This window comes from Desulforapulum autotrophicum HRM2, assembly GCF_000020365.1.
GTDB classification, from domain to species: domain Bacteria; phylum Desulfobacterota; class Desulfobacteria; order Desulfobacterales; family Desulfobacteraceae; genus Desulforapulum; species Desulforapulum autotrophicum.
Map to the genome: position 1 here is coordinate 1,856,611 of NC_012108.1, position 15,016 is coordinate 1,871,626.

The 15,016-nt window shown below is 49.8% G+C and carries 11 protein-coding genes; 4 read left to right on the top strand and 7 right to left on the bottom strand.

The genetic code is table 11. From position 1 onward, the window contains the following. Positions 1–65: 65 nt before the first annotated feature. Complete coding sequence (locus HRM2_RS08020; RefSeq protein WP_015903511.1) at positions 66–1,070, bottom strand: TAXI family TRAP transporter solute-binding subunit; 1,005 nt, start codon at positions 1,068–1,070, stop codon at positions 66–68. Between the two features lie 237 nt (positions 1,071–1,307). Between HRM2_RS08020 and HRM2_RS08025 the strand changes: the two genes are divergently transcribed. Next, the gene (locus HRM2_RS08025; protein WP_015903512.1) at positions 1,308–2,588 is read left to right on the top strand and encodes a nickel pincer cofactor-dependent isomerase, group 22; all 1,281 of its coding nucleotides are present in this window, start codon (positions 1,308–1,310) and stop codon (positions 2,586–2,588) included. A 107-nt stretch (positions 2,589–2,695) separates the two neighbouring features. On the opposite strand, the gene HRM2_RS08030 is transcribed toward HRM2_RS08025, so the two are convergent. Genes HRM2_RS08030 through HRM2_RS08045 form a run of 4 tightly spaced genes read right to left on the bottom strand, consistent with a single transcriptional unit; the run spans position 2,696 to position 7,606 of the window. Next, a complete protein-coding gene (locus HRM2_RS08030) occupies positions 2,696–3,763 on the bottom strand; it encodes an ABC transporter substrate-binding protein (protein ID WP_015903513.1) in 1,068 nt (355 codons plus the stop codon). Further along, on the bottom strand, positions 3,760–4,578 hold the full coding sequence (locus HRM2_RS08035) for an ABC transporter ATP-binding protein (RefSeq protein WP_015903514.1): 819 nt from the start codon (positions 4,576–4,578) through the stop codon (positions 3,760–3,762). The genes HRM2_RS08030 and HRM2_RS08035 overlap by 4 nt, the downstream gene beginning before the upstream one ends. 10 nt (positions 4,579–4,588) lie before the next feature. Then, a complete protein-coding gene (locus HRM2_RS08040) occupies positions 4,589–5,605 on the bottom strand; it encodes a FecCD family ABC transporter permease (RefSeq protein ID WP_015903515.1) in 1,017 nt (338 codons plus the stop codon). Between the two features lie 6 nt (positions 5,606–5,611). Then, positions 5,612–7,606 carry a TonB-dependent receptor gene (locus HRM2_RS08045; RefSeq protein WP_015903516.1) on the bottom strand — a complete coding sequence of 665 codons (1,995 nt, stop codon included), beginning with the start codon at positions 7,604–7,606 and terminating at the stop codon, positions 5,612–5,614. Between the two features lie 374 nt (positions 7,607–7,980). Here HRM2_RS08045 and HRM2_RS08050 point away from each other — a divergent pair, with 374 nt between their 5' ends. The 3 genes from HRM2_RS08050 to HRM2_RS08060 all read left to right on the top strand — a co-directional run bounded on the left by HRM2_RS08050 (position 7,981) and on the right by HRM2_RS08060 (position 11,336). Next, positions 7,981–8,889: a phosphate/phosphite/phosphonate ABC transporter substrate-binding protein gene (locus HRM2_RS08050; protein WP_202944695.1), complete on the top strand. Its 909-nt coding sequence runs from the start codon at positions 7,981–7,983 to the stop codon at positions 8,887–8,889. A gap of 3 nt (positions 8,890–8,892) precedes the next feature. Then, the gene (locus tag HRM2_RS08055) at positions 8,893–10,881 is read left to right on the top strand and encodes an ATP-binding protein (RefSeq protein ID WP_015903519.1); all 1,989 of its coding nucleotides are present in this window, start codon (positions 8,893–8,895) and stop codon (positions 10,879–10,881) included. Between the two features lie 95 nt (positions 10,882–10,976). After that, positions 10,977–11,336 carry a response regulator gene (locus HRM2_RS08060; RefSeq protein WP_015903520.1) on the top strand — a complete coding sequence of 120 codons (360 nt, stop codon included), beginning with the start codon at positions 10,977–10,979 and terminating at the stop codon, positions 11,334–11,336. Between the two features lie 25 nt (positions 11,337–11,361). Here the strand turns inward: HRM2_RS08060 and HRM2_RS08065 are convergent, their stop codons facing one another. Next, on the bottom strand, positions 11,362–12,384 hold the full coding sequence (locus HRM2_RS08065; protein WP_015903521.1) for a protein-tyrosine phosphatase family protein: 1,023 nt from the start codon (positions 12,382–12,384) through the stop codon (positions 11,362–11,364). Between the two features lie 14 nt (positions 12,385–12,398). Further along, positions 12,399–14,912: a PEP/pyruvate-binding domain-containing protein gene (locus tag HRM2_RS08070; RefSeq protein WP_232364226.1), complete on the bottom strand. Its 2,514-nt coding sequence runs from the start codon at positions 14,910–14,912 to the stop codon at positions 12,399–12,401. Between the last annotated feature and the right edge of the window lie 104 nt (positions 14,913–15,016).

Here is a 15,016-nt window from a genome sequence, read left to right on the forward strand (position 1 = left end):
GGGTGTGGCGCAGCAGGTCCAATTACAAACAGATCCTGCCATGCTGTATCTTTGGTGTTAAATACTTACAACAGGGTTTCAGGAATTTTTATGCCCATTTCCCTGTAGTATCTTGCCGCACCGGGATGCAGGGGGACAGGTAGGCCGCTGATGGCTTTTTCCAGTCGCATGACCTTGGTGGCCTTGTGGATATTGCCAAGAAAGGTCAGGTTTTCATATATGGTTTTGGTGATCAGGTAGACGGTCTCTTCGGAAACATCGGGATGGACTGCCAGGAAATTGGGCTGGGAAATGGTGTTGATCTCTTTTTCCTGGCCGGGGTAGGTGCCGGCTTTGATGACAAATCGGTTCCAAATGGGAAATTTCGCCTGGATGGTCTGGAGTTGAGCGTCTGTGAAATCAAGGACAGTTATTTTTTTATCACCTAACTGGGCAAAAAGCTGGGTGATGGATGCGACCGGGGGGCCTGCAGGAATATTTCCTCCGATGATTCTATTGTCCATCATGGCCTGGGCCGTGGGGGTATAACCCAGGTACTCCAGGGTCATCTCTTTTTCCGGATCAATGCCCATGGCATTGAGGATGGTGCGGCCGGAACCTTCGGTGCCGCTACCCCTTTTTCCAATGGAAAATTTTTTCCCCTGGATGGTTGCAAGATCGCTGATGGTTCCCGTTTTCGCATATTTTTTGAGCAGGGGAAAGTGTTCTACATTTTCCCATAGCATGGTAATTGAACAAAAATCCTTCATGGGTTTGCCGGCATAGGGGCCTTCTCCCCGGTAGGCATTAAGGCCGTACAGGGATTGGAGGATGGCCATGTGGGCCTCCTTGTTTTTCAACATCTGGATATTTTCTCCAGATCCGGCAGAGTTGATGGCAGTAGCCGTTATCTGGTGATCTTTCGCAAGCTTGATGCTCACAAGGGTGCCGATGGCAACCCCTACTGGATAATAGGTACCTCCGGTGGTTGCCGTTGCCAGGATCAGGCTTTCGCCGGCGGCTGATTTTTTTACCTGGAATGATAATGCCAGGGTAATGGCGATCAGTGAAAATAGCGTTTTTTTTAACATCCGTTTCTCCTTTAATTAAAGACAGTTAATATCTGGACCCGCAGAATGTTGTTTTCTGCTGGTGAATCTTTAATTGATCCGGCAAACAGGCTCAAGTTTTACTTTACACGATATGGGGTGCGGTGCTATTCAATCGTTAATATAAATTTGTCAGATGTCGGACATCTGACTTTAAATTTTATAATCAGAAACTTTATTTTCTGTCAATACAAAGCGATTAATTCTTCCAGGAGTTTAATGCGGTATCCCCCCTACATTGAAAATAAATTTATTTTTCCCCATTTCTATCGTGTGAAAATAAATCATCCCGCCAGGGGCCTGGAGAAACCCGGGATGGTTCTTGAGGAACGTTTGAACCAGATACTGCCACAGTCTGGCATTCGCTCCGGTCAGAGGGTTGCAATCGGCGTGGGTAGCCGTGGTATCGCCAATGTCTCGGTGCTGATGAAAATTCTCTGCCGTTGTCTTCGAGAAATGGGCGCGAGGCCCTTTATCATTCCAGCCATGGGCAGCCACGGCAACGCCACGGCGGACGGTCAGACCCGGGTGCTTGAACGACTGGGCATCACACAGTCGATCTGCGGGGCACCCATTGTTTCTTCCATGGCGGTTGACAGGGTGGGAGCGGTTATGGGCGAAGTGCCGGTTTATTTTTCCCGGGATGCCCTTGCAATGGACCATACCATCTGCATCAACCGGATAAAACCCCATACAAAGTTCAAGGGTGCTGTGGAAAGCGGGCTTTATAAAATGCTGTGCGTTGGAATGGGAAAGCATGAGGGTGCCCTGGTTTACCACAACATGGCCCTGAAATATGGATTCTCGGCCCTTCTCAAAGCCATGGGAGATGAAATTATTGACAAGGGTAATTTTTGCTTCGGCATTGCTCTTGTGGAGGATTTCTTTGACAATACCATGGCAATCGAAACCCCCATGGCAGCAGAGCTGTTTGAAAAGGAGGAAAAGCTGCTGGCCATGGCCAGGCGTCATTTTCCCCGACTCCCGTTCAACGAACTGGAGGTTCTGGTTGTCCAGGAGATCGGCAAGGAAATCAGTGGCTCAGGCATGGACCCCAATGTCACGGGCAGAACCTATGATCTGATGGAAGATGATTTTTCAAAAAGTCTCAGGGCAGGCCGCATTGCCGTTCTTAACCTTTCCCGTAAAACAGCAGGGAATGCCATAGGCCTTGGTAATGCCGATATCATCACAGACAAGGTGTTTAACGGGCTGGACTATGAAGCCACTCTCATGAACGCCATGACCAGCATGTCCCTGCGAAAGGCGTTCATTCCCATTCGCCTGCCCAATGATGAAAAGGCCATTCAGGCGGCGTTTTCCACCCTGGGTCCCATGGATCCCTCGAGTGTCCGGGCTGTCATCATCCGGGACACCCGCCATGTCCAGGAGTTCTGGGCAAGCCAGGCCCTTTTGCCCCAGCTAAAAGCCATGGACAGTGCTGAAGTCCTTGAAAAGGCCCTTCTGGGATTTGATGAAAACGGGGAGCTTGTTTTATAACCGGCAGGGTCGGAGCGAGGGGAGGCGTCCGGTCACAACGAACAAGGGGATTGCCATGGGTTGTATGACTGGTGGCTGCTTAAGCGTGAACCGTCCTGGGAATAGTTTCAGGATGATGTCTGCCGCATGCCGGTGTTGCCAAGGATTTTGTCGATCAGGGCTTCGTCCAGGTCAAGATTGAAAAAAGTGTGATAAAATACGATGATTTCTCGTTTAAGATCAATGTCCTGGAAGAGGTTGGGGTAGACTTTTTTGGCCGTCCAGAGGATGGCAAGGGGCGTTTCGAGTCCACCTGGATGTCCCCACCTGGAGATGCCCACGGGAATGGAAAATACCCGCTGGTCCTGAACGGCTTGAATGGGTGACCATTTTTTATCGTTGAGGATCAATTGATCCACCCCGTCTTCATTCACAATGATCACTTCAGGGTCCCAAAGAAGGATCTGCTCGATGCCGGCAAAATTCTTATTGCCTTTGCCCTGCAATGACGCTCCCACAGAGACATTGTTGACTCCGCAGGCCGTTGTCCAGTCCGTTTCAATGGTGCCCGGGGCGTCGGTTCGGTAAGGTTCATTGACCGAATGGTAGAGGCGGACGCGTTTGTCTTTGGGAATGTGGGCCGTTCTGGAGCGGACCCGATGAATCACATCTCGATAATACCGGGTATACTCACGGGCTTTTTCCCCACGCCCAATGACCTTCCCCATGTTTTCAATAATCTCCATCTGTTCTTCCATGCTGTGATAGCCTGCCACAAAATAGGGGAGATTAAACCGTTGGAGTTTTTTTATTTCCGCCGTAATGGTTGCGGTTTCAGGTTTGAGAAACACGATGTCCGCCTGGGTCTTTAACAGCGCTTCAATGTTGATAATTCCCCCTTTGGCAGGGACGGGCAGAAGGTTGATGCCCGGAACGAGCCGGTGCAGCAGCAGGTCTCGTTTTAATCCGTTGACAACAGCAACCATATCCTGCCCCCGGTTCAGCATGGTGACCACATGGCCGCAAAAGGCATAGAGGCAGGCAATGCGACGGGGGGGAGACTCAAGGGTAAGGACCTTGCCGGTGGAGTCCATGACCGTGACAGAATCGGACCCGAAAACCGTTCCGGAAAAAGAGAAGCTCAATAGTATGGATATGAAAAAAACAGCGTGGCGTAAAAAAAAGTTTATTCTCATTGATCTGTGTCCATGGTTTGAATGGGAATGATGTGTTTGACAGTGCCTTTCCCAGGTATGCCATGGGTAATCACCGATGTTTTGACCCTGTAAAACGATTCAAGGTTTTTTTCGGTTAATACCCGGGAAGGAGATCCTGCCAGGTAAACCCTTTGCTGGTCCATGAAGGCCACTTGAACTGAAATGCCTTCATTTTCAAGATAAAAGGCATGGTTGGGAAAATGGGTGGCCATGATAAGGGTCCGTTTTCTCTCTTTTACCAGCCTGACAATGGTTTCCAGTACGATGAGTTCATGTTTGAAATCCAGGTGGGCAGTGGGCTCATCCATGACAATCACGGGGGTATCCTGGACCAGGGCCCGCATGATCATGACCAACTGGGTTTCTCCTCCGCTCAGGCGGGTATAGTCCCGGTTTTTCAGATGGGAAAGGTCCATGGATTCAAGGGTCTCTTCTACCAGGGCGACGTCAGCGTCATCTGGCGATGCATAAAAGGAGGTGTAGGGTGCCCTTCCCATGAGAAGAACATCCAGCACTGAAAAGGAGAAATGACGGGTATGCTTCTGGGGAACATAGGCGACCCTTTGTGCCATTTGTCTGGGGGAAACGCCTTTAACTGACTGACCGTCAAGGGTTATTTCTCCCGAGGTAAGGGGGTTGATGCCGAGGATGCAGTCTATGAGTGTTGTTTTTCCACATCCGTTGGGCCCCAGCAGACAGAGGGTCTCTCCCTTTGAAACAGCCAGGTTCACCCCCTTGAAAACCTGGGTTTTGCCAAATGAAAATTCACCGTTTTCCAGGGTCAACAGGGCCATATCACCTCTTTTACCATTCCCGGCCCTTGGTTTGTTTTAACAGGTAAATAAAAAACGGACCGCCGATCAAGGCGGTTAAAATTCCCAGGGGCATTTCACTGCTGGTGATCAGGCGGCTGATATCATCCACCAGCACGAGAAACGTTGCCCCCATGGAGAAGGTGACCGGGATCAGGTCCCTGTTGTTGTTCCCGATGATCATCCGGCCCATGTGGGGGACCACGAGTCCGACCCAGCCGATCACCCCGCTGACACAAACCGCACCTGCCGTGGCCAGGGTGGCACAGGCAATGATGAAAAATCGGTCGATATTTACCCTTATGCCCAGGGACTGGGCCTCTTTGTCTCCCATGGCCAGGACGTTCAGGCGCCAGCGGATGACCATCAACCCCCCGGAACCCAGGACCATGGGGATACCTGCCGTGAGAATCTGGCTGTATTCTGCCCGGGTCAAGCTTCCCATGAGCCAGAAAACAATGGCGGGCAGTTCGTCAAAGGGATCGGCCACATATTTTAAAAATGAAATCAGGGCCGAAAAGATGGAACCCACAATTACACCGCCCAGAACCAGGGTGATGGACTGGGTGGACGCGGTCATTCGGCCGATGAAAAAACAGAGGAACACAGCCATGAGGCCGAATCCAAAGGCGAACGGGTATACGTAAAAAAAGTCTTTAAATAAAATAAGGGCCAAAGCCGCCCCAAAGCCGGCACCGGAACTGACACCCAGCATGCCTGAGCTGACCAGGGGATTTCTGAAAAGCCCCTGGAAGGCAGCCCCGCTCACGGCAAGACTGCCACCCACCATGGCCCCCAGTAGAACCCGGGGCAATCGGACATACATGATGACAGACAGGTGGGTGGCATCGAGATTACGGCCTGTGAACGGTGAGAACAAAAGGGCAAAAATTTCTGAAACAGATATGGGATATCGGCCCAGGAAAACAGAGATAAAAATCAGAACCAGCGGTGGCGTTAGAATAAGGGTGTAAAACCACATTCGATGCCTTTGCTGTGATTTGTTCATCTGAATCTAAAACTTTATCCGCAATCCGGCATAGGAGGTCCGGCCCGATTGGGGATAGCCATAGGATTCTTCGTATGCTTCGTCCAAAAGATTGTCAACACCCAGGTAGACAAATAGATTCTCTTTGTACAGTTTTTGTTCCAGTTTGAGATTGATGATGGAATAGTCGTCCAGGCGCCGCTTTTCAAGGGGAAGATCTTCATCTGTTGAATAATAATACTGTTTGGCCACCCGCATGAAGTCGGCATGGGCCGTCAACCCGAAATCCCATTTGTAGGTCATGTCAATCGTGAATTTATGGGTGGGCCGATATTGCAGTTCGTCTTTTTCGGTGCCGGAGGATTTGTCTTCAGTGTGCAGGTAGGAATAGGCGATGCCGATGGTGCCCTTGTCCATGATTGCCTTGGTCAGGCGAGCTTCAACACCCTTGAATTCATATTCTTCGTTGTTTTGATTCTGATCCGCTGAATCCTTTTCAATATAGTCTTCCACGTTATTTTGAAACACGGCCAGGTCCATCTCCATCTGCCATGGCAGTTGCTGGGTGACACCGGCCTCATAATTTGAGGATTGTTCCGGGGAAAGTTCGCTGTTGCCGGCTCCGCCCGGTTCGTAGAGCTGTTTAAGGGACGGGAAGCGTATTTGTCTGGCATAGGAGGCCCTGATGGTTGTGGTCTCTGTGATGTCTGTGCTGGCACCGATCATGTAGCTGCCCTTGTCGTCATCACTGCCGACATCCCTGGACTGCCAGTGGTGGCTGTAGCCCATGACCATATCCAGTGCAGAGAACAATTGGACCTTGTATTCAAGGCCTGCGGAGTAGATGTCCACTTCATTGTCCAGGTAAAAGGCTTCGGCCGGGGTATTTTTCTTGAGCACCTCCTGTCCATCAGAGGTATATTTTTCATTCTGACCTGAAAACGAGAACACAGCCGTACCTGAAGATTTGAAATCAAGACTGGTCTGCAGGGTGCCGCCGGTGATGGTGGTCTCGTCGGTGGTGGAATAGCTGCCCTTGCTGTCTTGCGTTGAATAGGTGTCGTCATCGTACCTGTCCAGGTCTTCCTCATGGTTGTTGGTAAATCCCCAGGCCCTGACGCCCAGGATGCCTTTTGGATGATACTCGATTGCGAGTTGTGCTGAAAAGGTATCAAAATTTTCTGTTCGGTCATATTTTAAATTTTTAGCAAAAAGAGGATCCATATCGTTGTCAATGGTGGTGGAAGGGGTGCCATATTCACCGGCGGATCTTTCCAGGGTCAGTCCCAGGTTTATATCATCGTTCATGTGAAAGCCGATATTGCCAAAAAAGCTGGTTCTTTCATCGTCACTGTTTTCCCGGATTCCGCCGTTTTCAAATGGGGTTTCTTTAAAGTCATCCGAGAGCAGAAACCCTTCGGAATCCTTGTTGCTCACACTGACAAAGAAATTCGCCCTTTCATTGCCGCCGGATACATTGGCTCGGCTGTAGGGGTTGCCCCGCTCATCCATTTCGCCTGAGGCCTCGCCATGGAATCCCTTGGTGCCTTGTTTGGTGATGATGTTGATCACACCCGCAAGTCCGCCCTGGCCATACAGAACAGAATTGTTGCCATAGGATACTTTTATTTTTGAAATATTTTCCGTTGGAATGAGGTGGGGATCAAATTGACCATCATAGGTGGAGTTGATGGGGATGCCATTCAACAAAAGGACCGTATGCCGGCTTCGAAATCCCCGTATGTTAATTCGGGGTGTTCCCTGGGCGCCATTGCTCACATCTATTCCCGGTAAAAGTTCCAGTGCTTTATCCAGGGTTTTTGCATTTCTGTTTTCAATGTCAACGTCGGTAATCTCCATGGTTGTAATGGCTTTGTTGGTCGGCATTTTGTCTGTTACGACAATTTCTCCAAGAGAATAGGCTTTTGTAACCCCTGGTGTCGTTTCATTGGCCCAGGCAGATGAAACACTGGCGCATACCCATAAAATTGCTAAAAAGTGATGGACTCTTATCCCTCTCATACTTCTTTTCTCCTCCTGCTGATCGTTTTAATTTTTGTCACTGAGTTTGGCAGTCAATCATATTGCAGGTGTTATTGTCAATAAAATCCAACGGTAATTTTTTTTATTTCATGTGAAAACAGCTGGTTATTAACGCTTACATGGGGTTGGCGTTATTGCACTTTTGTTCGGGAAACATGCAGGGTTCCCGGGATCTTCACAAGCCGCGGCAGGTAAAATTACTGGTTGTCTTGTCATTCTGGTGGTATGTTGATAAAAAACAAAGGCAAAATAAAACGCGGTCAGGCACTGCCGGGTAATCCATTTTTGCCCTGGCCCGTTTTGGACTGGACGATGTTGTCATAACTCCCTGACATAACCTACGGAGGAAAACAGTGAGATATGTATGGGTCATGGTGGTTTGTTTGTTTTTCGTCCTGGGGTGTGAAGATCAGCCGTCTGCCACCAAGGTGGATCTCAGCCTCACAGAAGAGGTCATTCCAACGGTGGAGCCTGACAGCATCTCCTATGCCTATCTTCCCCAGTATTCCCATACGGTTTCCCACACCCGGCACAATGCCCTGATCAAGTATCTGTGTGTTGAGACCGGGTTGAATATCCGACAGATTTTTCCCGACACCTTTGAACAGCACATGAAAATGGTGGGGGAAAAAAAGGTGGACATCTCCTTCTCCAATCCATTTGTATATGTGAAAATTGCCGGACGTTATGGTGCCAGGGCCTTTGCCCGAAGCATTGAAGGCGATAACCGGAAAACTTTTCGGGGGCAGATTATCTGTCGAAGGGACAACGCTGCCATCACCGCACTGGCCGATTGCAGCGGCAAGCGCTGGATTGCCGTGGATGCCACATCTGCAGGGGGATTTCTCTTTCCTTTGGGACTTTTTCTTGACAATGGTATTACAAAATCTGATTTCAGTGAGATTGCTTTTGCCCCCGGCCCTGGCGGAAAGCAGGAAAAGGTCATTCTTTCGGTTTTTGCGGGAAAGTATGATATTGGCACCATCCGTGAGGGGGCCCTGGCGGTGGTGGCCGGAAAGATTGATTTGAACAAGATACGCGTTGTTGCCATGACGCCTCATTTTCCCGGCTGGGTCTATGCGGCCAGAAAAGATCTGGACGTCACCATTGTGAAAAAGGTAGGCCAGGCCCTGGAACGACTGGATATCCATGATGAAGCCCATCGCTCCATCCTGGAGGCTGCGCATTTTGTGGGTGTGATCCCCGGGTGTGATTCGGACTTTGATTCGGTGAGGGCTCTTGCCGCAAGAATTAAGGAGTGACAAATGAAACCGGGATTTCGCAGTAAAATATACGCTGGTTTTTTTTTGCTGCTGCTCATCCAGGGCCTGGTATTTTTCTTCTGGTTCAGCCATACCATGAAACAGACACTGCTAAAGGAGATAAAAACCCACGGCATTTCCATTGGCAAAAGTCTGTCTGCACGCATGGTGGAACCCATGCTGGCCATGGATTTTTTACGAATGCGGGTGCTGGTGGATGAAACAGTACAGTTGGAAACGGATATTTTTTACGCCTTTGTTCTGGACAGCCGCAACGCCCCCCTGATCCACTCGTTTAAAAACGGATTCCCAACGGCATTAAAGTCCGTCAACACCGTTGCTGCCAATGGCCAAAACGCCATGAAGCTTTTAGACACCGGGGAGCAGTTGATCTACGATTATGCCGTGCCTATTTTTATCAACCAGGATCGACTGGGCACATTGCGGGTGGGGCTGTTGCGTACCCGGGCTGAATCGGCCGTGGACAAGATCATGATTTCAGCTGTGATCACCATTTTAGCGACCATCTGCATGGCCGGAATTGTGGGGACCTTTGTTTTAAAATCCGTGACCCAAAGAATCCAAAAACTCCATGAATCCTCGGAACAGGTATTGCGGGGCAATTTTGATGTGAAAACAGCCCCCATGCTGGGGAAAAACTGTTGGGATATTATGCAGTGCCACCGAAACGATTGCCCGGCATATAAAAATTATCACCATCGCTGCTGGTACATGGCAGGCACCCTGTGCCCGACCTGTGTGGAAGGAGAATATGCCAGGAAAATTGATTCCTGCCAGCAGTGCCAGGTGTACAAACGATGTTCAGGCGATGAAATCCAGAGCCTGGCAGAAAGTTTTGATGCCATGACCCTGTCATTAAAGGGGAACCTTTCCGAGCTCAAAAGTGCCGAGCGGGTATTGAGCGAGCAGAAAATCCGGCTTCAGACCATCCTGGATGCCATTCCCGATTTTATTTCCCTCCAGAACCATGAAGGCCGTTATGTCTCGGTGAACCGGGCCTTTTGCGATATACTCGCTAAACAACAAGATCAGATTGTGGGCCGGTTCAATGACGATCTTTTTGCAGAGCCACTTGCCCGGCAGTATAATCTGGAAGACCATCAGATCCTTGAATTGGGGGGATCTCTGGTCAAGGAAAACAAATTTTTAAAAAACAAGGATACAAAATGGCTGCATGTGGTCAAGGTTGCTGTTTTGCAGAACCATGACCGGGTGGGGGGCCTTGTGTGCAGCGGCCGGGATATTACCCAGTTGAAAAAGGTCCAGGAACAGCTGACACATGCCCAGAAGATGGAATCGGTGGGACGTCTTGCCGCAGGGGTTGCCCATGAAATCAACACCCCCCTTGGCATTATTCTGGGATATGCCCAGATCCTGCTGGAGGATATTCCCCCCCAGGGCCAGACCTACAAGGATGTTGCCACCATTGTAAAACAGACCCGCATCTGTTCTAAAATTGTGGCGGACCTGTTGAGCTTTTCACGGTCCAGCCAGCGTATCATTACAACCTTTAATATGAATGGGGCCATTGAAGAGGTGCTGGATGTGGTGGAGCACACCTTTGGGTTGAGCCATGTGAATGTGGAACGTATCTATGATCAGCCGCAGTTGTGGATAAAAGGTGACAAGGAGAAACTCAAACAGGTGTGTGTTAACCTGTTGAACAATGCCTTTGATGCCATAGAAGAAAACGGGACCATTCAGATCAAAACCGTGTTGGCTATTACAAAAAAAGAGGTAAAAATAATCATTTCCGACACCGGCCATGGCATTGCCCAGGCTGATATGAAAAAATTGTTTGAGCCTTTTTATACCACCAAGGGACCGGGCAGGGGCACTGGACTTGGCCTGTCTGTGACCTTTGGTATCATCAAGGAGCACAACGGCACCATTGAGGTTTTTTCACCGCCGCTGCCGGAAGAAAAATTGGAAAGGGGCACGTCGGTTGTTGTTACTCTGCCCGCTGGATGACACAGATAAAAATGTGGTTTGAACCCTGCAGCAGCCCGGCTTGTTCTTCGACAAAATGGCCGATGTTGTGATCATACCTGTATAAGGAGTGTTGAATGGCAATTATTATTGCACTGGATGATGTAATGGATGCTGGCCTTCTGGTAAAACGGATTCTGGAACGAAAGGGACACACCGTTGTGTCTTTTACTGAAGAAGAGGATGCCATTGACTATGTGGCCTCCCATCCCGTTGACCTGGCTATCCTGGACATGAAGTTGAAAAGAATGAGCGGGGTTGAAGTGCTGGATGAGATGAAAAAAAGATCACCCGCCACCCGGGTGATCATGCTCACAGGGTATCCTACCATTGAGACGGCCAGGGAGTGTCTGGCCATGGGAGCGGCCGAGTATTGTGTGAAACCCATTGACAAGGAAGAGTTGGAAGAGAAGGTGAAAAACGTGCTTGAAAGCTGAGAGCGTATGGGGCTATCTGGAACTTTTATGTGGAATAACTTTTTGCCCGTTCAAGGGCCATCATATGGTGGAAATAGGCTTGAACAAATTTTCCGGAAATAGTGTCGGCAACGGAAAAGGAGAGGGTATTGGGGGGCAGAAACTGGCCGGACAAAGCCAGGAAAACAGTGCGGGAAAGTTCTGACACCAGGGCATGGATGCCAGGGTGGTCCAGGGTCTTATCATGGTTGTCGTAGAGTCTGCACCCTATGGGCCGAAATTCAAATATGGCACACCCGGATCCGTTATTAAGCGGACAGCCCGGATTTTTTTCTTTCGAGGCGTTAATGGACCTGGCGATGAAGATATCCCGTTGCCGGGAGGCAAATTGACGATTTATCCGGGAGTTGATATAAATGACCTCCATGATCTGCATCTTAAATGAACGCCGGCATCCTTCATGGTCTCCTTTGCCGCAGGGTTTTTTACCATTTTCTGCCCCATCAATGCCGGCCCGGGTCCCAAGGACGGTGTCTATTCCATGGACAAGGGATTCATACTCTGAAAAAAAATGACTAAGGTCCACCCGGTGGTCGCGTTCCAGGGAGGGTTCCCTTATCTTGAGCACACCCGATTGTTTGGTGTAGCGTTTGAGTAGTTTCCACTGGCCATAATTGGTGGGGGTGGCCCGTGAGGATTTTAAATTTTTTTTGGCAGCCTTTAGGTCCATGCCACGGCGGATCATGTAAGAGGTGATGAATGTGCCGGTTCTGCCAATGCCGTGGCGGCAGTGGATCAGGATTTTTTTACCCAGATAGACGGCTTCATCCAGCCAGGCCAGGGCCTTTTCCATGGCATCCATTTCCGGGACGTCTTCATCCCATATGGGCAGATAATAGACCTCAAAACCTGCGGCCATTTCAATTTCATGGAGATCACTGAATTCAGCACAGAGGTTAACAATGGCATCAATTCCCTGGGCCTTGATAGAGTCCAGTTCTTCGTAGGACATGGGCGCATGGCCCAGGGAAATACTGTTGGTAATCCATGTGATCGGGTAGGCGGGCATTTTATCTCCTGATGTCATCGTGTTGGCATCTGCTGAAGTTGTGGGTGATTCCTGAAATCATATCGGCCCCCCATGAAATCATCAACCATTAATTCAACGTCCCGGGTGTTTTTGATATACATGTCCATGAGTTTGGTGGCCCCAAGAAGCCGTCCAATGTTTTCAAGGATGGTCACCATGGTTTCAATGGAACCCTGGCGGTACTCGGCATCCACAAGATCCGATCGCACCGTTACCATGAAACCCAGCCGGGTCAGAACGCCTTTTACAAAGGCGGCCCTTAACACCCGTCCAGTGTGATCACCGCCGCCCCCTGAAAATCGAAAGAGGATATAATTGTCCAGGGCTGCGGGGGTGCAGAAGGTATCCAGGATAACAAAATGATAACCAAACCTGAAGTTGATGTTCACATATTTTCTGGATACCACGGCATAGCTGCCAAATCGGGGAGAATCCGCAGAAATAATACCACCGGACATGATAATTCTGTCGTGGGTTTCCCAATCAAAGTGGCTGGCCTGGGACCAGTGGACGCCTGGATCCATCAATCCCTTTAAAATAGCGTTCATGGGAGGGCTGGTGATCTCATCTGGAGTCAGGGTGGTGGCTTTTATGGGATGGGGCGTGACGCCCCTGCCCACATTCAAAAGGTAAAAGAGCATGGGAATGGGGGAGATGAGTTTCCGGGCACCCTTTTTTCTGTGGCCCTTTCTGTGTCCCTGTAAAAACATTTCCTTTACAGCGGTTTCATGGACGAACCGGATAATGTCATGGAGGGACCGGCACCCCTGGGGGGAAAAGTCACTGGACTTTGGATCGAATAGGCGAAGTTTTGTTGAAAAATCCATGACAAAGGTTAGTTTATCCATGAAAAGGCTTTCCCGATAAACCGCCATGTCCGGGTTGTCGTTGTCTTGGGGGGGATGCCCGTCCGTTGGCTCTTGTACATCCCCGTCATATATCCGTCCATTGTCGGCATCCACAGTGACCCGATGACCCTGGGCAAGTTCGTTGAATCCCTGGTAAACATTGACTAGGGTGGGCACTCCAAACTCCCTGGCAATGGAAGAAAAGTGACTGGCCCGGCTGCCGGTTTCCACCACCGCCGCTGCCAGGCGATTCATGGCGGTTACAAATTGGGGCAGGCCGTGTCTGACCACCAGCACTGCCCCTTGGGGAACATCCTGCAATAGTGACGGATGTTCAAGGCGATAAACAGCCCCCGACCCTGTGCCTGGGCACACGGTTTCACCCCCGGCGCTGAGGCATTTGTTTTTAATGGTTTGTGACCCTGTTTCTATCGTTGGGATTCTGGCCAAAGGGCTGTGCAGGGGCCTGGACTGGAGAACAAACAGGTTGCCGGACTGATCCTTGCACCATTCAATGTCCTGGGGGTGGTCAAAGTGGGCTTCAAGCGTCATGGCCCACCGGGCAAGGGTTTGTGCCGAGGCTTCATCCAGGGAGAGCTGTTGTTGTGAATGGGAAAGGGTATACGTTGTTTGTGGATGAAATTTGCCTCCGGTGGTCCCCCTGGGACTATTGGTCCCTGGAATGGTCTGAACGATGGCGTAGGGGGGGCACCTTGAAGTTTTGATTACATCCGGTGATACCCGGCCTCCCACCAGTTGATCTCCCTGTCCCGCCACGGAACAAATTATCAACTGGTCTGTACGGGAATTGGTTATATCCCGGGTATACACCACTCCGGACGCCAGGGTGTCAATCATTTCAAGGACCAGTACCGCCATGGGGGTCTCACTGTCAAGGATACCCCGGCTGATTCTGTAAAACAGGGCATGGGAGGTATATTTTCCGGCAATGATTTGTTTGTAACTGTTTAAAATGTCAGCAACGTCAACATTGAGGAGGGTTCGGTATTGCCCGGCAAAAGAGGCTTTGCCATCCTCTTTTACGGCACTGCTTCGAAGGGCAACCTTTACCTGGGCGCCGCACTGCTTTTGTAGCTGAGCCATTGCGTCTTTAACTGCTTTTGTAATTTCCTGGGGAATGGTTGCAGCCATAATAAGCTGTTCGATGTCCGAAGCTGTTTCTTCCAGGTCAGGTGTATCGCCGATGTCCAGGGTTGCCAGTTTTTCATTGATGGGGGTCTCTATATCATTGAAGGAGAGAAAATAGTGAAAGGCATTCGTGGTGATCACAAATCCACGGGGTGTTGGCAGATGGAGGGTGTATGCCAGGCGGAACAGGGTTGATGCTTTGTTTCCAAGAAAGGATTCTTCAACGGATGGTGCCCCAAGTTTGAATTCTACAGTGTAGGGGGGACAAAGATCAACGACTGGAGGGGCCAGAATATATCGTACATAAAAATCAAATTTTCTATGATAGGCCGCAAGATCCCGGTAACGGGATGGACAGATGGCTAAAAGGGCGTTAATCATTGCAGCTACGGCACGGGACAACAACCCGTAGTGTCTGACCACTGCCTGGAAATCCCATGGTTTGGGGGAGTAGTAAAGCTCTTCCAGGATTGCCAGATGCTCGTGGGCAGCTTTGTCGTGGGCCAGCAAGGTTTTAAACGATTGATACTTTTTTTTTAATACGGTATCAGGAGAAAATACTTGATATGTCCAATGTTTGAATAAATTTTTTATCACCATGGGCCGCCTCGATC

Coding starts and splice junctions, on each gene's coding strand:
- HRM2_RS08020 (WP_015903511.1), bottom strand. CDS start 1,070: ATGTTAAAAAAAACGCTATTTTCACTGATCGCCATTACCCTGGCATTA.
- HRM2_RS08055 (WP_015903519.1), top strand. CDS start 8,893: ATGAAACCGGGATTTCGCAGTAAAATATACGCTGGTTTTTTTTTGCTG.
- HRM2_RS08065 (WP_015903521.1), bottom strand. CDS start 12,384: ATGCCCGCCTACCCGATCACATGGATTACCAACAGTATTTCCCTGGGC.
- HRM2_RS08060 (WP_015903520.1), top strand. CDS start 10,977: ATGGCAATTATTATTGCACTGGATGATGTAATGGATGCTGGCCTTCTG.
- HRM2_RS08040 (WP_015903515.1), bottom strand. CDS start 5,605: ATGAACAAATCACAGCAAAGGCATCGAATGTGGTTTTACACCCTTATT.
- HRM2_RS08045 (WP_015903516.1), bottom strand. CDS start 7,606: ATGAGAGGGATAAGAGTCCATCACTTTTTAGCAATTTTATGGGTATGC.
- HRM2_RS08035 (WP_015903514.1), bottom strand. CDS start 4,578: ATGGCCCTGTTGACCCTGGAAAACGGTGAATTTTCATTTGGCAAAACC.
- HRM2_RS08030 (WP_015903513.1), bottom strand. CDS start 3,763: ATGAGAATAAACTTTTTTTTACGCCACGCTGTTTTTTTCATATCCATA.
- HRM2_RS08025 (WP_015903512.1), top strand. CDS start 1,308: ATGCGGTATCCCCCCTACATTGAAAATAAATTTATTTTTCCCCATTTC.